Source organism: Xanthomonas sp. NCPPB 901 (assembly GCF_056725085.1).
Genome location: NZ_CM161511.1, coordinates 2202136 through 2221776, shown reverse-complemented (window position 1 = coordinate 2221776; position 19641 = coordinate 2202136). Strand labels below are relative to the sequence as shown.

Genomic DNA, 19641 nt, shown 5'->3' with positions numbered 1-19641 from the left:
TAGCCGCGCCAACCATACGCCGGCGTGTGCAACTTGACCGGGACCGCCGCGCGGACCAAAATATCTCTATATCGCGATAGGAAGATATTTATGGATCTGGAGGACTGGTCGTCCCGGCTGAAGGTCTTCGCCGACGCCACCCGCGTGCGCCTGCTGGCGCTGCTGGAGCAGGAAGAACTGACCGTGGCCGAGCTGTCGGCGATCACCCGCCTGGCGCAGCCGCGCGTCTCGACCCACCTGGCCAAGCTCAAGGAGGCCGGGCTGGTGCGCGACCGCCGTGCCGGCGTGTCCGCCTATTATCGCTTCGACGAGGCCCTGCTGGACCCGGCCCAGCGCGCATTGTGGCTGGCGCTGAGCACCGGCAGCGACGATCCGCTGCTGCGCCAGGACGCCGAGCGCGTGGCCGCGGTGCTGGCCAACCGCGCCGCCGACCAGAACTGGGCCGACTCGGTGGCCGGCGACATGGAACGCCACTATTCCCCGGGCCGCACCTGGGAAGCGCTGGCGCGCACCGCCCTGCCGCTGCTGGAGACCGGCGACGTGCTCGACATCGCCTCCGGCGACGGCGTGCTGGCCGAACTGGTGGCGCCGCACGCGCGCCGCTACGTCTGCATCGACACCAGCGCGCGGGTGGTGGCCGCGGCCAGCGAACGCCTGCGCCGGCTCGGCAACGTGGAAGTGCGCGAGGGCGACATGCACGCCCTGCCCTTCGCCGACGCCAGCTTCGACCTGGTGGTGATGATGCACGCCCTGACCTACGCCACCAAGCCGGCGCAGGCGGTGTGCGAATCGGCACGGGTGCTGCGCCCGGGCGGGCGCCTGCTGCTGTGCAGCCTGGCGCGCCACGAGCACAAGGCCGCGGTGCAGGCCTACGGCCACGTCAACCTGGGGTTCTCGGCCAAGGAACTGCGCAAGTTCGTGGGCAAGGCCGGGCTGGAGGTGTCCAGCCTGGAGACCGTGACCCGCGAGAAGCGCCCGCCGCATTTCGAGGTGATTTCGTTGATTGCGGGGAAGCCGGGAATCGGGAATGGGGAGTCGGGAATCGAAAAAGCAACCGCCAAGGCCAAGGCGGCCGCAGGAGATGTCGCATGAGCACCATCGCTCCTCCCCCATTCCCCATTCCCCATTCCCCACTCCCGGCCTCCCAATGGCTCCACCCTCAGCGCGCCGAATCGCTGCTGCAGGCCCTGTCCGAGCGCATCCTGATCATCGACGGGGCGATGGGCACGATGATCCAGCGCCATGGGCTGCAGGAGGACGACTACCGCGGCGCGCGTTTCGCCAACGGTTACGACAGCGCGCAGGAGGCCGGCCACGTGCACGGCCCCGGCTGCGACCACGCGCCGCAGGGCCACGACCTGAAGGGCAACAACGACCTGTTGCTGCTGACCCGGCCGGAGGTGATCGCCGAGATCCATCGCGCCTACCTCGACGCCGGTGCCGACCTGCTCGAGACCAACACCTTCAACGCCACGGCGATCAGCCAGGCCGACTACCACCTGGAACACCTGGTCTACGAGCTCAACAAGGCCGGCGCGCAGGTCGCGCGCGCCTGCTGCGACGCGGTCGAGGCACTGACGCCGGACCAGCCTCGGTTCGTGATCGGCGTGCTCGGCCCGACCAGCCGCACCGCCTCGATCAGCCCGGACGTCAACGACCCCGGCTTCCGCAACACCAGCTTCGACGAACTGCGCGCCACCTACCGCGAGGCCATCGACGGCCTGATCGACGGCGGCGCCGACACGCTGATGGTGGAGACCATCTTCGACACGCTCAACGCCAAGGCCGCGCTGTACGCGATCGAGGAGGTGTTCGACGCGCGCGGCGGGCGCCTGCCGGTGATGATCTCCGGCACCATCACCGACGCCTCCGGCCGCACCCTGTCCGGGCAGACCGCCGAGGCGTTCTACGCCTCGGTCGCGCACGGGCGGCCGCTGTCGGTCGGGCTGAACTGCGCGCTCGGCGCCAAGGACCTGCGGCCGCACGTGGAGACCCTGGCACGGATCGCCGACGGCTACGTCAGCGCGCACCCCAATGCCGGCCTGCCCAACGCCTTCGGCGAGTACGACGAAACCCCCGAGGAAATGGCCGCGACGCTGCGCGAGTTCGCCGCATCCGGGCTGCTGAACCTGGTCGGCGGCTGCTGCGGCACCACCCCGGCGCATATCCGCGCCATCGCCGAGGCGGTGCGCGGACTGCCGCCGCGCGTGCCGCTGGCGGCGTCGGCGCAGGCCGCCTGAGATGGCCGTACCGCGTACGCCCGCCCCCGCCGCCTGTACCACCGTGCGCATCGCCGTCTGCGTGCCTGCCTGCACGTCCCCGTTTTCGGAACGCTGATCATGTCCTCCGCCCGCTACACCCGCCTGTCCGGCCTGGAGCCGTTGCTGCTGACCCCGGACCTGCTGTTCGTCAACGTCGGCGAGCGCACCAACGTCACCGGCAGCGCGCAGTTCCGCAAGCTGATCAAGGAAGAGCGCTACGAGGAAGCGGTGGAGGTGGCGCGCCAACAGGTCGCCAACGGCGCGCAGATCCTTGACGTCAACATGGACGAGGGCCTGATCGACTCGGAGAAGGCGATGGTGCGCTTTCTCAACCTGATCATGTCCGAGCCGGACATCGCGCGCATTCCGATCATGGTCGACTCCTCCAAGTGGAGCGTGATCGAGGCCGGCCTGAAGTGCCTGCAGGGCAAGAGCGTGGTCAACTCGATCTCGCTCAAGGAAGGCGAGGCGCCGTTCGTCGAACAGGCGCGCAAGGTACTGCGCTACGGCGCCGCGGCGGTGGTGATGGCCTTCGACGAGGTCGGCCAGGCCGATACCTGCGCGCGCAAGGTGGAGATCTGCACCCGCGCCTACCGCATCCTCACCGAGCAGGTCGGGTTCCCGCCGGAAGACATCATCTTCGACCCGAACATCTTCGCGGTGGCCACCGGCATCGAGGAGCACGACAACTACGCGGTCGACTTCATCGAGGCCACCCGCGAGATCAAGCGCAGCCTGCCGCACTGCCACGTCTCCGGCGGTGTGTCCAACGTGTCGTTCTCGTTCCGCGGCAACGAGACCGTGCGCCAGGCGATCCATTCGGTGTTCCTGTACCACGCCATCGCCGCAGGCATGGACATGGGCATCGTCAACGCCGGCGGCATGCCGATCTACGACGAGCTGGATGCGGAACTGCGCGAGCGCGTGGAGGACGTGATCCTCAACCGCCGCCGCGACGCCACCGAACGCCTGCTGGAGATCGCCGAGCGCTACAAAAAAGCGGGTAATCGGGAATCGGGAATCGGGAATCGGGAAAAGCTGGCATGGCGCGAGAAGACGGTGCGCGAGCGGTTGAGCCATGCGTTGGTGCATGGCATCGACGAGTTCGTCGAGACCGACACCGAGGAGGCGCGGCAGCAGGCCACGCGGCCGCTGGACGTGATCGAAGGCCCGTTGATGGACGGCATGAACGTGGTCGGCGACCTGTTCGGCGCCGGCAAGATGTTCCTGCCGCAGGTGGTGAAGTCGGCGCGGGTGATGAAGAAGGCGGTGGCCTACCTGCTGCCCTACATCGAGGCGGAGAAGCTGCGCAGCGGCGACACCGGCAAGTCCAACGGCAAGATCATCATGGCCACGGTCAAGGGCGACGTGCACGACATCGGCAAGAACATCGTCGGCGTGGTCCTGGCCTGCAACAACTTCGACGTGATCGACCTGGGGGTGATGGTGCCGACCCAGACCATCCTCGACCGCGCCCGCGCCGAGAACGCCGACATCATCGGCCTGTCCGGGCTGATCACCCCGTCGCTGGAAGAAATGACCCACGTCGCCCGCGAGATGCAGCGGCAGGGCTTCTCGATGCCGCTGCTGATCGGCGGCGCCACCACCTCGCGCGCGCACACCGCGCTGAAGATCGACCCGCATTACGCGGCGCCGACGGTCTGGGTCAAGGACGCCTCGCGCGCGGTCGGCGTAGCGCAGTCGCTGATCTCGCGCGAACTGCGCGCGGCCTTCGTCGCCGCCAACGACGCCGACTACGCCGAGATCCGCCAGCGCCACAAGAACCGCGGCGACGCCAAGCGCCTGGTGTCGCTGGCGCACGCCCGCGGGCAGCGCTTCGACGGCGGCTGGGACGCCTACACCCCGCCGGCGCCCAAGCAGCCCGGCCTGCACGTGTTCGACGACTACCCGCTGGACGACCTGGTCCCACTGATCGACTGGACCCCGTTCTTCCAGGCCTGGGAACTGGCCGGCAAGTTCCCGGCGATCCTCACCGACGAGATCGTCGGCCAGCAGGCCAGCGAGCTGTACCAGGACGCGCGGGCGATGCTGCAGCGGATCGTCGAGGAGAAATGGCTGACCGCCAAGGCCGTGTTCGGGCTGTGGCCGGCGCAGTCGGTGGGCGATGACGTTGTGGTCCTGACGGACCGGGAATCGGGAGACGGGAATGGGGAATCGTCAGGCGGGACTGCGCCGCTCGACCATTCCCGATTCTCCATTCCCCATTCCCTGCATTTCCTGCGACAACAGGTCGACAAACCCGCAGAGCGCCCGGACTTCTGCCTGGCCGACTTCATCGCCCCGCGCGACAGCGGCAAGCAGGACTGGATCGGCGCGTTCGCGGTCACCGCCGGCATCGGCATCGAGCCGCACGTGGCGCGCTTCGAGGCGGCGCACGACGACTACAACGCGATCCTGCTCAAGGCCCTGGCCGACCGCCTGGCCGAGGCGCTGGCCGAGCGCCTGCACCAGCGCGTGCGCACCGAGTTCTGGGGCTACGTTGGCGACGAGGCGCTGGACAACGAGGCGCTGATCGCCGAGCGCTACCGTGGCATCCGCCCGGCCCCTGGCTATCCGGCCTGCCCCGACCACAGCGAGAAGCAGACCCTGTTCGCCCTGCTCGACGCCGGACGCAACGCCGGCATGTCGCTGACCGAGAGCTTCGCGATGCTGCCGACCGCAGCGGTGTCCGGCTACTACTTCAGCCACCCGCAGAGCCAGTACTTCGTGGTCGGCCGGCTGGGCAAGGACCAGCTCGCCGACTACGCGCGGCGCAAGGGCGTGTCGCTGCAACAGGCCGAGCGCTGGCTGGCCTCGAACCTGGACTACGATCCGGAGTGAGCCGGGACCGGCCGCCGGTGCGCGCAGCATCGTCTATATCGCCCCCACCCGCCTTCGAGCCATCGCCAATGCCCATGCCCATCGCGTCGCCGCTGAAGATCGTCGTCACCGGCAGTGCCGGCCGGGTCGGCCGCGCGATCCATATCCGGCTCGCGCGCGAGCACCGCGTCAGCGGCTTCGACCGGACGCCCTGCTCCACCGCCGACTGGGTCGGCGACCTCGACGATGCCGCGCTGCTGGCGCGGGCGCTGCAGGGCGCCGACGCGGTGATCCACACCGCCGCGCTGCATGCGCCGCATGTCGCGCACGTGCCGGCGGCGCGCTTCCGCCAGGTCAACGTCGACGGCACTCGCCGCGTGCTGGATGCCGCCGCGGCGGCCGGCGTGCGCCGCCTCGTCTTCACCAGCACCACCGCGCTGTATGGCAGCGCGGCCACGCCCGACGGCACCGCCGCCTGGGTCGACGAGACACTGACGCCACAGCCGCAGACCATCTACCACCACACCAAGCTGGAGGCCGAGGCGCTGCTGTGCGAGGCCGCCGGACAGGGCGGACCGAGCGTGCGCATCCTGCGCATGTCGCGCTGCTTCCCGGAGCCGGTCAACGTGATGGCCGCATTCCGCCTGCATCGCGGCATCGACGCGCGCGACGTCGCCGAGGCCCACGTCGCGGCGTTGCGGCATGCCGGGCCGGCGAGCGCGACGTTCGTGATTTCCGGCACCACGCCGTTCCAGCGCGAGGATTGCGCCGAACTGCACCGCGCGGCACCGGCGGTCCTGCAACGTCGCGCCCCGGCGCTGGTGGCGGCATTCGCGCAACGCGGCTGGGCGCTGCCGGAACGGATCGACCGCGTCTATTCGCCGCAGCGGGCGCTGGACGCGCTGGGCTGGCAACCGCGCCATGGGTTCGCGGAAGTGCTGCACCAGTACGACACGCACGTGCCCGAGGTGCTGCCGCCGAACGACGGGCGCGCCGCCAGCGAGTGAGCGCGTCGGCTCAGCGCAGCAACACCGAAATACCGAAGCCGCCCTGCCAGTCCGGGGTCTGCGCCGACAGGCCGCGCAGCACCGACAGGTCCAGTTGCACGCGCTCGGCGAACAGCCAGGTGACGCCGCTGCCGAGCGCGCGCATCTCGTCCTCGCCGCCGCCGATCCCGGCCTCGACGTAGGCGCTCAGCGTATCGCCGGCATAGAAGGTGTAGCTCGGCGAGACGCTCCAGCCGAAGCCATCCTCGCTGTCGCTGAGGTTGCCGTACAGCGCCAGGCTGCGCCCCTCGGGCAGGTCCCAGCCGGCACTCATGCCCAGGTCGTAGCGGTGGCCGGCATCGCCGTACGGCGCGCGCCCGACCGGCCGGCTGGCGCTGCCGAGCAGCGCCCAGGTGAAGCCGTCGCTGGCGCTCGGCAGCGCCTGCTTCAGGCCGAGGCTGGCGTCGCCGCCGCTGTGCCCGCGCCGGTCCTGCCCGCCGCCGCGCACGCGTTGCCACACCTGGCTGTCAATCGCCATTTGCAATTCGGTGCGCGCGCTCAGGCCGATCCGCAGCCGGCTGTTGGCGACGTACTCGGTGCTGCGCACCTCGCCCGCGCGGTCGTAGCTGCCATCGAAGAACGCCTGCTCCCAGGCCACCTGGCCGCGCTCCAGAGTGCTTGAGGCGAAACCGATGCCGGGCCGGTCGAACGCCGGCGCGTCCTCGGCGCAGGCCACCCCACTGGTGCCGGCCTGGACGGCCAGCAGCAGCGCGCCGCGCATCAGGACGGCCGCCCCGCGTCGGCAACGACCGGTGACGACGGAGGCCTCCATTGGCCGCAATGGATGCGACGGACGCGGCGCGGTAGAACACGGAACAAGCATGCGCGAACTCCTTGCGCTGCGGGAAATGAAGGGCTGCGCCTCAAGGCGCGGGCGGCGAGTGTGCCTGGGTCGCCGCGAAGTGCGATGTGAAGCCCGGCAGCAGCACGCGGTTGCCATAGCCGCTGAGGTGATCGGCATCGAAGAACAGCGGGCGTCCGTCGCGGCGGCCGGTGCATTGCTGCGCATCGCACAGCAGCGGCAACGGGTCCCACACCGAGGCATGCGGCAGGCGCGCGGCGATGCGCTGCAGGCTCTGCAACACCGGCGCGCGGTAGCGCTCCATCGTCGCGCGCGGGATCGAAATGCCGTGCGCGCAGATCGGATTGCCGCGGTTGAACCAGTCCGAACACCGATACGGCGGCGCGCGCAGCACCGGCTTGGGCGCCTCGAAAACGATCCGTACGCCGCGTTGCGCCAACGGCTGCAGCAGCGCCACCGCCGCGTCCTCGCCCGCCGCGCGCGCGGCCTGCGCCGCGGTGCCCTCCTGCTCGGCCATCACCGCGTTCTCGTCGAACACGCGGTCCTGCTCGGCCAGGCGCAGCACCCGCAGGGCGGGCAGGAACAGCACATCGCCGTCGCGCGCGTGCGCGGTGACGTCGGCCAGGGTGCTGCGCTCGTAGGCCTGGCAGCCGGGATTGCTCGCCTGCCAGGCCTGCAGCCCGACGATCGGGCAACCGCCGACGCCGTACAGGCGCACCGGCACCCCGCTCTGCAGCGCGAAGCGCCGCAGCAGTTCGTTGTAGGCCAGCGCATGCGAGTCGCCGGCAACGAACAACTGGCCGCCGTCGCGGTTGTGCAGCGTGCAGGCCCCGCGCGCGAACAGCTTGGCGCTGCCCACCTGCACCGGCACCTGGCTGGTCTGCAGCGCGCACTGGGGGAACTCCCGGCGCAGGCCCTTGGCGTAGGCGTACCAATCCAGCGGATGCCGGCTGACCGTGCTCAGCCCGTAGTAGCGCTGGGCGTTCTGCAGCAGCGCATGGGTACCGGCGGCGAGCAGCACCAGCCCCAGCCCGGCCGCGATGGTGCGCGCCGGCGTCCGCGCGCGGCCGATGCGGCCGTGCCGCCACGGCAGCTCCACCCAGCGGTACGAGGCCAGCGCCAGCCCGACCACCAGCAGCAGCGCGGCGACCCTGGCCGGCGCCGATTCCAGGCCGACGGTCCAGCGGAACAGCACGAACACCGGCCAATGCCACAGGTACAGCGAGTACGACACGCGGCCGATCGCCACCGGCACGCGGTGCGCCAGCGCGCGGCGGGTCCAGCCGGCCGGTGCGCCATGCAGCAGCGCCAGCAGGCCGAGCGTGCCCAGCACCGGCCACACGCCGTCCGGCCACGGCGAGTGGCCCGGACGCGCGCGCCACAGGCCGACCGCGACCGAGCCCAGCGCCAGCGCCAGCAGCGGCGAGCGCCAGGTCCAGGCGCCCGGCGGCGGCGCCTGGGTACCGGCGTCAAAGTGTCCGCGCAGCGCCAGCACCTGGTACAGCAGCACGCCGCTGCCGAGTTGCCAGAACCGCGCGGTGGTCAGATAGAACGCCGCCGCGGCCTCGCCGGCATCGCGGCTGCGCAGCCAGGCGAACGCCAGCGAGGCGGCCGAGGCCAGCGCCACCAGCAGCGTCGACCACAACCGGCCGCGGCCGCCGCGGTTCCAGGCCAGGAACAGCAGCGGGAACAGCAGATAGAACTGCTCTTCCACGCCCAGCGACCAGGTGTGGGTGTACGGATTGAACTCGGCCTTGGGCGAGAAGTAATCGTTGCCGGTCGCGGCCAGCACCCAGTTGCTGAGGCCGACGAAGGCCATGCGCCCGGTCTTGGCGCTGGTTTCGCTGAGCCAGGACTCGGGAATGAACAGCCCGCTGGCCAGCCCGGTGAGCAGCAGGCACACCACCAGCGCCGGCGCGATGCGGCGCAGGCGCCGCGCGTAGAACTGCACGAACACGCCCAACTGCCCGGCCGCCGGCAGGCGTTGCAGCGAGGCGCTGACCACGAAGCCGGAGATCACGAAGAACATGTCCACGCCGGTGAAGCCACCCGGCAGCCACGCCGGATCGAGGTGGTAGGCGATCACCGCCAGCACCGCGATCGCGCGCAGCCCGTCCACGTACGGCAGGTAGCCGCCGCCGGCTTGCGGCGGCGTGCGCAGGCGCCCGGCGTCCTGCATACCCGTCCCTGGGAGTGCCACGCTTACCAGACCAGGTCGTCGGGGATCTGGTACTTGGGATCGGCGTAGGGATCTTCCTCGGCCGGCGCGTTCGGATCCACCCGCAGCGCCACCGCCGCCGGGAAGATCGCCTCGGCCTGGTCCAGCAGCGCCTTGGTCACCAACAGGTAGCGGCCGTTCTGCTGCAGCACGCCCAGTTCGCCGGCGTTGAGCGCCTTGAGCTGGTCGGCAGTGACGTAGATGCGCTTGATCTTGCCGCCATAGGGGAAGTGGCGGGCAATGTCGGCCTCGGCCTGGTTCAGCGCCTGGCCCTTGAGCAATTCGTCGAGCTTGGCCCGCGCCTCGCGGCGCAGGCGCGCTTCTTCCTGCTTCTGCCGCTCCGCCTCGATGCGCTCGTCCTTCTCGCGCTGGGCGCGGATCGCGTAGGCCTTGGCCAGGTCGATGTCCTCGCGGCTGCGCGGCGGCCGCGCCGACTGGCCGCCCGCGCCCTGCGGCTTGCCGTTGCCGTGCGGCTTGCCGTTGCCCTGCGGGCGGCCACGCCCGCCGCCCGGCTTGCCGGGCGTGGGCGCGCCAGCGGGAGCGCGCTCGCCGCGCGCCCCGGCCGGTGCCGGGCGCTGGCCCGGCCGTCCCTGCGGCCGCGGCGCGGCAGGCGGGGCTTTGCGTTCGGGTTTCGGCGCAGGCTTGAAGCCCAGGCCCAGCAACTGCTCGCGGAGGGTATCGCTCATCGGGACGGCATCGGTCGGTTCGGGGAATCAGTAATGCGGCGGCGGCGGTTCGTCGGCCGGATCGGCGTAGAGCGTACTGCGCACCTTGCCCAGATCCTCGAGCAGGTGGCGCAGCAGTTCGGCGTTGCGCTGGCTTTCGATACGCGCCTCGGCCAGGGCATCGCTCATTTCCGCCAGCGCCTGCTCCTGGAAGGAGAGGCGCGTTTCCAGCTCGATCAGGCGGTTCTCCAGCAACCGGTCCTGGGTGGAAAAATCATGCTGCATGGATCGAACGTCCGCGACCGATGCCGTAATACGCCAGGCCGAAGCTCTCGATTTCCTGCGGATCGTAGAGATTGCGGCCGTCGAACACCACCGCATCGCCGATCAGTTCCTTCATGCGGGTGAAGTCCGGGCTGCGGAACTGCTTCCATTCGGTGACCACCGCCAGCGCGTCGGCGCCTTCCAGCGCGTCGAAGGCATCGCTGCAGAAGTGCAGGTCGGCGCGCTCGCCGAAGATGCGCTTGGCTTCGTCGGTCGCCTCCGGATCGTAGGCGCGGACCGTCGCGCCCGCTTCCCACAGTTGCGCCAGCAGGCGGCGGCTGGAGGCGGCACGCATGTCGTCGGTGTTGGGCTTGAACGCCAGGCCCCACACCGCGAAGGTCTTGCCCTTGAGCGACTGCGCCGCACCGTAGTGGCGCTGGATCAGTTCGTACAGATGGCCCTTCTGCGCCTCGTTGACCGCTTCCACCGCATCCAGCAGCCTGGGCGCATGGCCGTACTGCTGCGCGGTGCGCGCCAGCGCCTGCACGTCCTTGGGGAAGCACGAGCCGCCGTAACCGGCGCCCGGGTAGATGAAGTGCCAGCCGATGCGCGGATCCGAGCCGATGCCCTGGCGCACCTTTTCCACGTCGGCGCCGACCCGCTCGGCGATGTTGGCGATCTCGTTCATGAAACTGATCTTGGTCGCCAGCATCGCGTTGGCCGCGTACTTGGTCAGTTCGGCCGAGCGCACGTCCATTTCCACGATGCGGTCGTGGTTGCGGTTGAACGGCGCGTACAGGCGGCGCAGGCGCGCGGCCGAGCCGGGCTTGCTGCTGCCGATGACGATGCGATCCGGGCGCATGCAGTCGGCGACCGCGTCGCCTTCCTTCAGGAACTCCGGGTTGGAGACCACGTCGAACTCGATCGCCTCGCCGCGCGCCTCCAGCTCGGCGGCGATCGCCGCGCGCACCTTGTCGGCGGTGCCGACCGGGACCGTGGACTTGTTGACCACGACGGTCGGCCCCTGGATGTGCTGGCCGATGGTGCGGGCCACCGCCAGCACGTACTGCAGATCTGCGCTACCGTCCTCGTCCGGCGGCGTGCCGACGGCGATGAACACGATATCCCCATGCGCGATGGCGCTGGCCGCATCGGTGGTGAAGAACAGCCTCCGTGCGGCGTGATTGGCCTTGACCATCGGCGAGAGGCCAGGCTCGTAAATCGGGACCACGCCCTTGTTGAGCCCATCCACTTTGGCTTGGTCGATGTCCACGCACACCACATGGTGGCCGACTTCGGCCAGACAGGTTCCGGTGACGAGCCCGACATAGCCGGTGCCGAATATCGCTACGCGCATGTAATCTCCTTTCGGTTATTGAAGGATGCCCAACAGTTCCACGTCGAAGGTCAACATCGCATCCGGGCCGATCGGGCCGCCCGGCGTGCCCTGCGGGCCGTAGCCCAGGTTGGAAGGAATCCAGAAACGGTACTTGGAGCCCACCGGCATCAGCGCCACGCCTTCGCTCCAGCCCGGCACGACCTGATTCAGAGAGAACTCGGCCGGCTGGCCGTTCTTGTAGGAGCTGTCGAAGACGGTGCCGTCGAGCAGCTTGCCTTCGTAGTTCACCCGCACCTTGCTGGTGGGCGTCGGCCGCTGGCCGCTGCCCTCGCGCAGCACCATGTACTGCAGGCCGGACGGCGTGGTGATCACGCCCTTCTGGTTCTTGTTCTGCGCCAGGAAGGCGTTGCCCTTCTGCTTGTTCTCGGTCGCCACGGCGGCCTGCTTGGCGGCGCCGAACGCCTGCAGCGTGGCCATCGCCTGCTCCTGGGTCATCGCGGTCTGGCCCTTGGCGAACACGGTGCGCACCGCGCCCATCAGCGTCGGCAGGTCGATGTCGTTCTGGATCCGCGCCAGCGACGGACCGACCGCACGGTCGCCCAGCATCAGGCCCACGTTCTCCTTGGACACCGGCGGCGGCTGCGTGCCCGGCGCCATGCCCGGCACCGGCTGGCCGTTGCGCGCCGCCAGCTGCGTACGCAGCGCGGCGTCGGTGGCCTGGGTCTGTTCGTCGGACAGCAGCGGCTTGCCCTGCTTGAAGGCGTTCTCGATCGCGCGCTGCAGCGCGTCGACGTCGATGTCCTGGGCGATGGGCTCGAACGAACGCGCCACATCCATGCCGATCGCGTAGCTGACCTTCTGCTTTTCCGTGCTCAGCGTCGTCGCCGTGCTGCCGGCCGCCGGCGCCTGCGCCGACGCATGACCGGCGACCATCGCCATCCCCACCACCAGCGACGCCACGGCGCCGCGCATTCCCATCTTCATTCGCTACTTTCCCTGGAAGTGAACTGTGTACTGGATGCGCCGGGGTGGCGCGGAGGCCGCATTGTCGCACGCGCGGCCGAGATGTTGACCCGCTTTCAGTGCGACGCCGGCTGCGCTTTCAGTTCGCGTTCGATGGCGCTGCGCAAGGCCGGATCGTCGGGCGCGACCTTGCTCGGAAATTGCGCGACCACGCGCCCGTCGCGGGCGATCAGATACTTGTGGAAGTTCCAGCCCGGCGCCACGCCGGTGGCCTGGGTCAGTTGCTTGTACAGCGGCGTCGCGTCGTCGCCGATCACATGCACCTTCTCGAACATCGGGAACTTGACCCCGTAGGTGAGCGTGCAGAACTCCTGGATCTGCTTCTCCGAGCCCGGCTCTTGGCCCTTGAAGTCGTTGGACGGGAAGCCGAGCACGCTGAAGCCCTGCGCCGCGTACTGCTGCTGCAGCTTCTCCAGGCCGTCGTACTGCGGGGTGTAGCCGCACTTGCTGGCGGTGTTGACCACCAGCAGCACCTTGCCGCCGTAGGTCTTGTTCAGGTTCACCTTGTCCTTGCCGGCCAGCGGCCGGTAGTCCTGGTTCAGCAAGGACCCCGCCCAGGCACTGCCGACGGTGCCGGCAGCGGCCAGGATCGCGAGGAAAAACAGACGCTTGGAAACTTTCATGGGGCACCGTCGGAGAGAAAGGGAAGTCGCGCACGACCAGGTCGGAAGTTGGGGATCCCGCGTGTTGACATGCCGTGTAACGGTGTTATAGTTAAATACAACACCACTCATCCAGAGCAGGTCCCACGATGAATCGCAAACGCCTCCAGCGCAGTCTTCCGGCCCTGGTCATCGTCGGCACCCTGCTCTGCGCGAGCTGGATCGGTACTCAACGCCACCAGGGACGGTCGCTGGATTATGGCGCCAGCACGCCGCACGACGACAGCGCCACCGGCGCCGCACCCGCCACCGTCCCGACGGTGCGGCGCCTGCGGGCCTCGCTGTCCGTGCCTTATTTCTCCTTCGCGCGCACCTTGCGCCCACGGAGCTGACCATGAGCGATATCCAATGGAGCGACGGCGCTCCGATCTACCGCCAGCTGAAGGAGCGCGTCATCGCGATGATGCTCGACGGCATCCTCAAGCCCGGCGACGCCCTGCCCTCGGTGCGCCAGGTGGCCGCCGAATACCAGCTCAATCCGATCACCGTCTCGCGCGCCTACCAGGAACTGGCCGACGAGGCCCTGGTCGAGAAGCGCCGCGGGCTGGGCATGTTCATGACCGAGGAAGCGGCGCAGAAGCTGCGCGGCAGCGAGCGCCAGCGCTTCCTCAACGACGAGTGGCCTCTGGTGCTGGAACGCATCCAGCGCCTGGGCCTGACACTGCAAGACTTGTTGCCACCGGGGAAAACGCCATGACTGCCGCTGTCGCATCCGAATCCGTCGTCTACGCGCAGGGGTTGCGCAAGACCTACAACCACAAGCCGGCGCTGGCCGACGCGTCCTTCGCCATCGCGCCCGGCCGCATCGTCGGCCTGATCGGCCCCAACGGCGCCGGCAAGACCACCGCATTGAAGGCGGTGCTGGGCCTGACCGCGGTGGAAGGCGAACTGCGCGTGCTGGGCATGGACCCGCGCAAGCAGCGCGACGCGCTGATGAACGAGGTGTGCTTCATCGCCGACGTGGCGGTGCTGCCGCGCTGGATGCGGGTGCGCGAGGCGATCGACTTCGTCGCCGGCGTGCATCCGCGCTTCGATCGCGCCAAGTGCGAGCGCTTCCTGGCCAACACCAAGCTTTCGCCCAAGCTGCGGGTGCGCGAGATGTCCAAGGGCATGATCGTGCAGTTGCACCTGGCCCTGGTGATGGCGATCGACGCGCGCCTGCTGGTGCTGGACGAGCCGACCCTGGGCCTGGACATCCTGTACCGCAAGGAGTTCTACCAGCGCCTGCTGGAAGACTACTTCGACGAGCAGAAGACCATCGTCATCACCACCCACCAGGTGGAGGAGATCGAGCACATCCTCACCGACGTGCTGTTCATCCGCGACGGCCGCATCGTACTCAGCGCCGACATGGAGCACATGGCCACCCGCTACACCGAACTGCTGGTGCCGGCCGAGCGCATCGAGGCGGCGCGCGCGCTGCAGCCGATCGACGAACGCGGCCTGCCGTTCGGCAAGTCGGTGTTCCTGTACGACGGCGTGCCGCAGGCGCAGCTGGCCGCGCTCGGCGAAACCCGCACCCCCGGCCTGGCCGACCTGTTCGTCGCCATCATGAAGGGCACCTACGCATGAACGCTCCCGCCAAATCGATCTCTCCCGTGTCCACCTTCCAGTGGCTGCTCAAGCGCGAGTTCTGGGAACACCGCGGCGGTTTCCTGTGGGCGCCGGTCATCACCGGCGGCATCGTCGCCACGCTGTACGCGGTGCTGTCGATCATCGGCAGCATCGCCGGCCACAACAACGGCGGCGGCGCGCGCGCGAACGACCTGGAGTTGGACGCACATGCCCAGAACATCCACCAGATCATCGGCGCGGTCGGCGACGGCACCATGCTCGCCGGCGTACTCCTGGCCTGCATCGTGGTCGGCTTCGTGGTGTTCTTCTACGCGCTGGGCGCGCTGTACGACGACCGCCGCGACCGCAGCGTGCTGTTCTGGAAGTCGCTGCCGCTGTCGGACACCGGCACCGTGCTGTCCAAGGCCGCCTGGGCGCTGCTGCTGGCGCCGCTGCTGGCGATCGGCGTCGGCCTGCTGATCGGCCTGGCGCTGTGGGTGGTCACCGCCCTGACCCTGTCGGTCAACGGCATCCCGCAGAGCACCGCGGTGTTCACCGAATCGCACCCGCTGCGCATCATCGGGATGGTGCTGGCCGCACTGCCGGTGCAGGTGCTGTGGTCGCTGCCGGCGATCGGCTGGCTGATGCTGTGCTCGGCCTGGGCGCGCAGCAAGCCGTTCCTGTGGGCGGTGCTGATCCCGATCCTGGGCTGCGTGACCGCCAGCATGATGGGCATCCTGCCGATGCTCAATGTCAACCACAAGCTGATCTGGTACACCGTGGTCTACCGCGGCCTGCTCAGCGTGCTGCCGGGCAGCTGGGGTCCGGTGCTGAACGAGCAGGTGGCCGAGACCCACATCAGCGGTCCGCAGGACCTGGTCAATGCGATCCATCTCGGCGACAGCTGGGTGCTGTTCCGCGACCCCGACATCTGGATCGGCGCCGCCGTCGGCGTGGCCTTCATCGTCGCCGCGATCTACGTGCGCCGCTGGCGCGACGAAGCCTGATCGCACACCCGTCTCCCTTCCCTTTTCCGTAAGGAGTGTTCCGATGCGCAAGACCCTCATCCTGTGTGCGCTGCTGTCGCTGCCGGCCGTCGCCATGGCCGACGACTGCAAGTATTCCGAACCGCGCGAACTCAAGCTGGACCTGGCCGGCGTCAAGTCGGTGCTGCTGGACGTGCAGCAGAACGACCTCAAGCTCAGCGGCGCCAGCGGCGGCGACTACGCCCTGCGCGGCCGCGCCTGCGCCTCCGACGCGGACATGCTCAAGGAGCTGACCCTGCGCCAGCGCCGCGACGGCGACACCCTGGTGGTGACGCTGAAGCACGAGGGCAAGATCCACGGCATCAGCGTCGGCAATCGCTACGCCTACCTCAACGTGGCCGGCAGCATCCCGGCCAACCTGCCGGTGCAGCTGCAACTGGGCTCCGGCGACGCCGAGATCAGCGGCGTGGCCTCGCTCGACGCCAAGATCGGCTCCGGCGACCTGCATGCGCAGGGCATCCGCGGCGCGGTCAGCGCCACGGTCGGCTCCGGCGACATCGAACTGCGCAATGTCGGCAGCGTGGCCCTGCCGACGCTGGGCTCGGGCGACGTCAAGGCCGACCAGGTCGGCGGCGACGTCAAGGTCGGCACGGTCGGCTCCGGCGACTTGACCGTGCACGGCGTGCGCGGCGGCGTGCAGGTCGACAACGTCGGCTCCGGCGACGTGCAACTGCGCGACGTCAGCGGCAGCGTCGCGGTGCAGACCGTCGGCTCCGGCGACCTGGACGTGGGCAACGTCGGCGGCAACCTGAGCGTGCAGAAGGTCGGCAGCGGCGACGTCACCCACCACGGCGTGCGCGGCAGCGTCAACCTGCCCAAACCGCGCTGATCCTCCCCAGCGCCTTTCCCTTCCGCACGAGGACACGCCCATGCAGTACCGTTCCCTGCCCCTGGCCGGCGTCGCCCTGGCCGCGCTGCTCTCCCTCGGCGCCTGCCAGCGCTCGGCGACGTCGAACGACCGTGTCGTCGTCGATCACGGCGGCGCGCAACACCTGACCTTCCTCAACGGCGACCTCACCCTCAAGGCCGATGGCCAGCCGCCGGCCACCATCACCCGCGACGGCAAGCTGTTGATCGACGGCAAGCCGGTCGCGCTGGACGCCGAGCAACAGCGCCTGCTGCTGGCCTACCGCAGCCAGATCGACGCGGTGGGCAAGCAGGGCCTGGAGGTCGGCAAGGCCGGCGCGGCGCTGGGGGTGAAGGCGGCCGGCGATGCGATCAGCGGCGTGCTCAGCGGCGACACCGAGCACATCGGCGAGCAGGTCGAGGCGCAGGCCGACAAGATCAAGCAGGCGGCGCTGAAGATCTGCGACCAGGTCGCCGCGCTGCGCGCCGCGCAGGACGCGCTGATGCAGAAGGTGCCGGCATTCCGCCCCTACTCCACCCTCGACGACAGCGACGTCAGCGACTGCAGGCACTCGGCCGCGTGATCGGCGGCAGCCTCGCTGCCGGGATCACCGCCCACAACGCCCGCTGTGACCGGCAGCCGCGCAAGCGCCTGCCGGTCGGGGTGCGGTCTCAGCGGGCGTACTGTTTCGCGCCGGCCACGCAGACCACCGCCACCAGGGTCACCGCCAGCATCGTCCAGCTCACCGTTTCGTGGAGCAGCAGCGCGGCCAGGCCCAGGCCGATGAAGGGCTGGAACAACTGCAACTGCCCGACCGCGGCGATGCCGCCCTGCGCCAGGCCGCGGTACCAGAACACGAAGCCGATCAACATGCTGAACAGCGAAACATAGCCCAGGCCGAGCCATGCCGGCATCCGCACATCGCCGAACGATGCCGGCCGCGTCAGCAGGGCCAGCGATAGCATCACCGGTAGCGACAGCACCAGCGCCCAGCAGATGACCTGCCATCCGCCCAGCGTGCGCGACAGCCGCGCGCCCTCCGCATAGCCCAGCCCGCAGAGCACCACCGCGGCCAGCATCAGCAGATCGCCCTGCAACGAGGCATCGAGACCGCCCAGCGCCGCATAGCCGACGACGCTGCAGGCGCCGGCCAACGAGAAGCCCCAGAACGGCGGACGCGGGCGTTCGCCGGCGCGCACCACGGCAAAGACCGCCGTGCACAACGGCAGCATGCCCACGAACACGATGGAATGCGCCGAGGTGACATGCCGCAGCGCCAGGGCGGTCAGCAGCGGAAACCCGACCACGACCCCCAGCGCGGTCACCGCCAGGGCGGGAAGCTCGATGCGGCGCGGCCGCGGTTGCCGGAACGCCAGCAGCAGCGCCAGCCCGAGCAAGGCGGCGATACTGGCGCGGGCACAGGTCAGGAATACGGGGGAAAAATCGGCGACCGCGACGCGGGTCGCGGGCAACGAACCCGCAAAGATCGCCACGGCGATACACCCGTTGATCCAGCCGGCGGTCGTTTTTTGCATGCGCGTCTCCTGTTGTATCGCCGTTCCAGTAGACGCCGCGGAAGGCGGATCCGACCAGATACGATCCACTACGATTTGGCTGTACTGTTATGCCTCACGCTCCAGTACAGCCGACCACGTTGGACACACCCGCCCCCCACGGCACGCGCATCGACGCGGTGATGGCCGATATCCGCGCCCGGATCGCCGCCCGCACCTGCCTGCCGGGCGCGCGCCTGCCCTCCGTGCGCACGCAGGCGCGCGCGCTGCGCGTGTCGGTGTCGACGGTGGTGGAGGCCTACGAGCGGCTGGTGGCCGAAGGCGCGATCGTGGCGCGACCGGGGTCGGGCTTCTACGTGGCCGGGCCGGTGGCGCCGCTGGCGCTGGCGCACCTCGGCCCGAAGCTCGACAGGCAGATCGACCCGCTGTGGGTATCGCGGCAATCGCTGGAAGCGGATGCGCGCGTGCTCAGGCCCGGCTGCGGCTGGCTGCCGCCGGCGTGGCTGTACGCCGCGGGGATGCGCCGCGCGCTGCGCACGCTGGCGCGCGCCGACACCCTGGAACTGACCGAGTACGCCACGCCCCTGGGGCATCCGGGCCTGCGCCAGTTCCTGTCGCGACGGCTGGCGGGCAACGGCGTACAGGCGCCGCCGGAGCAGATCCTGCTCGCCGAATCGGGAACGCATGCGATCGACCTGATCTGCCGGTTCCTGCTCTCGCCGGGCGACACCGTCCTGGTCGACGACCCGTGCTACTTCAATTTCCACGCCTTGCTCAAGGCGCATCGCGTGCAGGTCGTGGGCGTGCCGTATACGCCGAACGGACCGGACGTGGCGCGCTTCGAGGCCGCCCTGCAGGCGCACGCGCCGCGGCTGTACATCACCAATTCCGGGCTCCACAACCCCACCGGCGCGACCCTGTCGGCGGCGACGGCGCACCGGCTGCTGATGGCGGCCGAGGGCTCGGACCTGGTGATCGTCGAGGACGACATCTTCGCCGACTTCGAGATCAGCCCGGCGCCCAGGCTGGCGGCCTTCGACGGCCTGGCGCGGGTCATCCAGCTCGGCAGCTTTTCCAAGACGGTCTCGGCGTCGCTGCGGTGCGGCTACATCGCGGCGCGGGGCGACTGGATCGACGGCCTCGCCGACCTGAAGATCGCCACGAGCTTCGGCAGCGGCCGGCTGGCGGCCGAAGCCGTGCTGATCGCGCTCACCGACAGCGGCTACCGCAGGCATCTGGAGACCCTGCGGCGCCGGCTGGCGGAGCAGATGGCCAAGACCGTGGCACGGCTCCAGGGCCTGGGCATCCGGCCCTGGCTGCTGCCCCAGGCCGGCCTGTTCCTCTGGTGCCGGCTGCCCGCGGGCATGGAGGCCGCGGCGATCGCGCGCGCCTGCCTGCAGGAGGGCGTCGTCCTGGCGCCCGGCAATGCCTTCAGCCAGTCGCTGAGCGCCGGCGATTTCCTGCGCTTCAACGTCGCGCAATGCGCCGACGAGCGAATATTCACGGTGCTCGCGCGCGCCATGCAGTCCGTGCCGCGGCAGCGCCGCTAGCGCGCGGCAGGCGCATGCCGCCGCGACCGG

The 19641-nt window shown here is 69.7% G+C and carries 19 protein-coding genes; 11 read left to right on the top strand and 8 right to left on the bottom strand.

All coding sequences use genetic code 11. The features are described 5' to 3' along the window. The first annotated feature begins 90 nt into the window (after positions 1-90). From AC1PME_RS09185 to AC1PME_RS09170, 4 genes are all read left to right on the top strand, one after another. On the top strand, positions 91-1092 hold the full coding sequence (locus AC1PME_RS09185) for an ArsR/SmtB family transcription factor (RefSeq protein ID WP_481097925.1): 1002 nt from the start codon (positions 91-93) through the stop codon (positions 1090-1092). Further along, positions 1089-2240 carry a homocysteine S-methyltransferase family protein gene (locus AC1PME_RS09180; RefSeq protein ID WP_254461273.1) on the top strand — a complete coding sequence of 384 codons (1152 nt, stop codon included), beginning with the start codon at positions 1089-1091 and terminating at the stop codon, positions 2238-2240. The genes AC1PME_RS09185 and AC1PME_RS09180 overlap by 4 nt, the downstream gene beginning before the upstream one ends. Before the next feature lie 99 nt (positions 2241-2339). Continuing rightward, complete coding sequence (metH, locus tag AC1PME_RS09175; RefSeq protein WP_481097924.1) at positions 2340-5102, top strand: methionine synthase; 2763 nt, start codon at positions 2340-2342, stop codon at positions 5100-5102. A gap of 68 nt (positions 5103-5170) precedes the next feature. Continuing rightward, the gene (locus tag AC1PME_RS09170) at positions 5171-6088 is read left to right on the top strand and encodes an NAD-dependent epimerase/dehydratase family protein (RefSeq protein WP_481097923.1); all 918 of its coding nucleotides are present in this window, start codon (positions 5171-5173) and stop codon (positions 6086-6088) included. A 10-nt stretch (positions 6089-6098) separates the two neighbouring features. Here the strand turns inward: AC1PME_RS09170 and AC1PME_RS09165 are convergent, their stop codons facing one another. From AC1PME_RS09165 to AC1PME_RS09135, 7 genes are all read right to left on the bottom strand, one after another. Beyond that, positions 6099-6899 (bottom strand): transporter, encoded by an 801-nt coding sequence (locus AC1PME_RS09165; protein ID WP_307550058.1) that lies wholly within the window; start codon positions 6897-6899, stop codon positions 6099-6101. A gap of 91 nt (positions 6900-6990) precedes the next feature. Next, positions 6991-9108 carry an acyltransferase family protein gene (locus AC1PME_RS09160; RefSeq protein WP_481097922.1) on the bottom strand — a complete coding sequence of 706 codons (2118 nt, stop codon included), beginning with the start codon at positions 9106-9108 and terminating at the stop codon, positions 6991-6993. A 23-nt stretch (positions 9109-9131) separates the two neighbouring features. Next, entirely contained in the window at positions 9132-9833 is a 702-nt protein-coding gene (locus AC1PME_RS09155) for a DUF2058 domain-containing protein (protein WP_481097921.1), read from the bottom strand. A gap of 27 nt (positions 9834-9860) precedes the next feature. Further along, a complete protein-coding gene (locus AC1PME_RS09150) occupies positions 9861-10097 on the bottom strand; it encodes a SlyX family protein (protein ID WP_010344225.1) in 237 nt (78 codons plus the stop codon). Next, on the bottom strand, positions 10087-11433 hold the full coding sequence (locus tag AC1PME_RS09145; protein ID WP_307550051.1) for a UDP-glucose dehydrogenase family protein: 1347 nt from the start codon (positions 11431-11433) through the stop codon (positions 10087-10089). The genes AC1PME_RS09150 and AC1PME_RS09145 overlap by 11 nt, the downstream gene beginning before the upstream one ends. A gap of 15 nt (positions 11434-11448) precedes the next feature. Beyond that, a complete protein-coding gene (locus AC1PME_RS09140; RefSeq protein ID WP_307550049.1) occupies positions 11449-12399 on the bottom strand; it encodes an FKBP-type peptidyl-prolyl cis-trans isomerase N-terminal domain-containing protein in 951 nt (316 codons plus the stop codon). Positions 12400-12494: 95 nt separating this feature from the next. Continuing rightward, positions 12495-13061 (bottom strand): glutathione peroxidase, encoded by a 567-nt coding sequence (locus AC1PME_RS09135; protein ID WP_307550047.1) that lies wholly within the window; start codon positions 13059-13061, stop codon positions 12495-12497. A 128-nt stretch (positions 13062-13189) separates the two neighbouring features. Between AC1PME_RS09135 and AC1PME_RS09130 the strand changes: the two genes are divergently transcribed. From AC1PME_RS09130 to AC1PME_RS09105, 6 genes are read left to right on the top strand one after another with little or no spacing between them, the layout of a single operon-like run. After that, positions 13190-13432, top strand: coding sequence for a hypothetical protein (locus AC1PME_RS09130; protein ID WP_254461264.1), 243 nt, complete (start codon positions 13190-13192; stop codon positions 13430-13432). 2 nt (positions 13433-13434) lie between these two features. Continuing rightward, positions 13435-13797 carry a GntR family transcriptional regulator gene (locus tag AC1PME_RS09125; protein WP_307550045.1) on the top strand — a complete coding sequence of 121 codons (363 nt, stop codon included), beginning with the start codon at positions 13435-13437 and terminating at the stop codon, positions 13795-13797. Continuing rightward, positions 13794-14672 (top strand): ABC transporter ATP-binding protein, encoded by an 879-nt coding sequence (locus tag AC1PME_RS09120; protein ID WP_254461262.1) that lies wholly within the window; start codon positions 13794-13796, stop codon positions 14670-14672. Before AC1PME_RS09125 ends, AC1PME_RS09120 begins: the two co-directional genes overlap by 4 nt. Next, positions 14669-15661 carry an ABC transporter permease gene (locus tag AC1PME_RS09115; protein ID WP_481097920.1) on the top strand — a complete coding sequence of 331 codons (993 nt, stop codon included), beginning with the start codon at positions 14669-14671 and terminating at the stop codon, positions 15659-15661. The genes AC1PME_RS09120 and AC1PME_RS09115 overlap by 4 nt, the downstream gene beginning before the upstream one ends. 43 nt (positions 15662-15704) lie before the next feature. Beyond that, positions 15705-16529 (top strand): DUF4097 family beta strand repeat-containing protein, encoded by an 825-nt coding sequence (locus tag AC1PME_RS09110; RefSeq protein WP_481097919.1) that lies wholly within the window; start codon positions 15705-15707, stop codon positions 16527-16529. Positions 16530-16569: 40 nt separating this feature from the next. Then, positions 16570-17130, top strand: a complete 561-nt coding sequence (locus AC1PME_RS09105) for a DUF2884 family protein (protein ID WP_307550039.1) — start codon at positions 16570-16572, stop codon at positions 17128-17130. An 88-nt stretch (positions 17131-17218) separates the two neighbouring features. Here the strand turns inward: AC1PME_RS09105 and AC1PME_RS09100 are convergent, their stop codons facing one another. Beyond that, positions 17219-18082 carry a DMT family transporter gene (locus AC1PME_RS09100; RefSeq protein WP_254461258.1) on the bottom strand — a complete coding sequence of 288 codons (864 nt, stop codon included), beginning with the start codon at positions 18080-18082 and terminating at the stop codon, positions 17219-17221. Positions 18083-18243: 161 nt separating this feature from the next. On the opposite strand from AC1PME_RS09100, the gene AC1PME_RS09095 reads away from it, so the two are divergent. Next, on the top strand, positions 18244-19611 hold the full coding sequence (locus tag AC1PME_RS09095) for an aminotransferase-like domain-containing protein (RefSeq protein WP_481098093.1): 1368 nt from the start codon (positions 18244-18246) through the stop codon (positions 19609-19611). The last annotated feature ends 30 nt before the right edge of the window (positions 19612-19641 follow it).

Coding starts and splice junctions, on each gene's coding strand:
- AC1PME_RS09185 (WP_481097925.1), top strand. CDS start 91: ATGGATCTGGAGGACTGGTCGTCCCGGCTGAAGGTCTTCGCCGACGCC.
- AC1PME_RS09180 (WP_254461273.1), top strand. CDS start 1,089: ATGAGCACCATCGCTCCTCCCCCATTCCCCATTCCCCATTCCCCACTC.
- metH (WP_481097924.1), top strand. CDS start 2,340: ATGTCCTCCGCCCGCTACACCCGCCTGTCCGGCCTGGAGCCGTTGCTG.
- AC1PME_RS09170 (WP_481097923.1), top strand. CDS start 5,171: ATGCCCATGCCCATCGCGTCGCCGCTGAAGATCGTCGTCACCGGCAGT.
- AC1PME_RS09165 (WP_307550058.1), bottom strand. CDS start 6,899: ATGGAGGCCTCCGTCGTCACCGGTCGTTGCCGACGCGGGGCGGCCGTC.
- AC1PME_RS09160 (WP_481097922.1), bottom strand. CDS start 9,108: ATGCAGGACGCCGGGCGCCTGCGCACGCCGCCGCAAGCCGGCGGCGGC.
- AC1PME_RS09155 (WP_481097921.1), bottom strand. CDS start 9,833: ATGAGCGATACCCTCCGCGAGCAGTTGCTGGGCCTGGGCTTCAAGCCT.
- AC1PME_RS09150 (WP_010344225.1), bottom strand. CDS start 10,097: ATGCAGCATGATTTTTCCACCCAGGACCGGTTGCTGGAGAACCGCCTG.
- AC1PME_RS09145 (WP_307550051.1), bottom strand. CDS start 11,433: ATGCGCGTAGCGATATTCGGCACCGGCTATGTCGGGCTCGTCACCGGA.
- AC1PME_RS09140 (WP_307550049.1), bottom strand. CDS start 12,399: ATGAAGATGGGAATGCGCGGCGCCGTGGCGTCGCTGGTGGTGGGGATG.
- AC1PME_RS09135 (WP_307550047.1), bottom strand. CDS start 13,061: ATGAAAGTTTCCAAGCGTCTGTTTTTCCTCGCGATCCTGGCCGCTGCC.
- AC1PME_RS09130 (WP_254461264.1), top strand. CDS start 13,190: ATGAATCGCAAACGCCTCCAGCGCAGTCTTCCGGCCCTGGTCATCGTC.
- AC1PME_RS09125 (WP_307550045.1), top strand. CDS start 13,435: ATGAGCGATATCCAATGGAGCGACGGCGCTCCGATCTACCGCCAGCTG.
- AC1PME_RS09120 (WP_254461262.1), top strand. CDS start 13,794: ATGACTGCCGCTGTCGCATCCGAATCCGTCGTCTACGCGCAGGGGTTG.
- AC1PME_RS09115 (WP_481097920.1), top strand. CDS start 14,669: ATGAACGCTCCCGCCAAATCGATCTCTCCCGTGTCCACCTTCCAGTGG.
- AC1PME_RS09110 (WP_481097919.1), top strand. CDS start 15,705: ATGCGCAAGACCCTCATCCTGTGTGCGCTGCTGTCGCTGCCGGCCGTC.
- AC1PME_RS09105 (WP_307550039.1), top strand. CDS start 16,570: ATGCAGTACCGTTCCCTGCCCCTGGCCGGCGTCGCCCTGGCCGCGCTG.
- AC1PME_RS09100 (WP_254461258.1), bottom strand. CDS start 18,082: ATGCAAAAAACGACCGCCGGCTGGATCAACGGGTGTATCGCCGTGGCG.
- AC1PME_RS09095 (WP_481098093.1), top strand. CDS start 18,244: ATGGCCGATATCCGCGCCCGGATCGCCGCCCGCACCTGCCTGCCGGGC.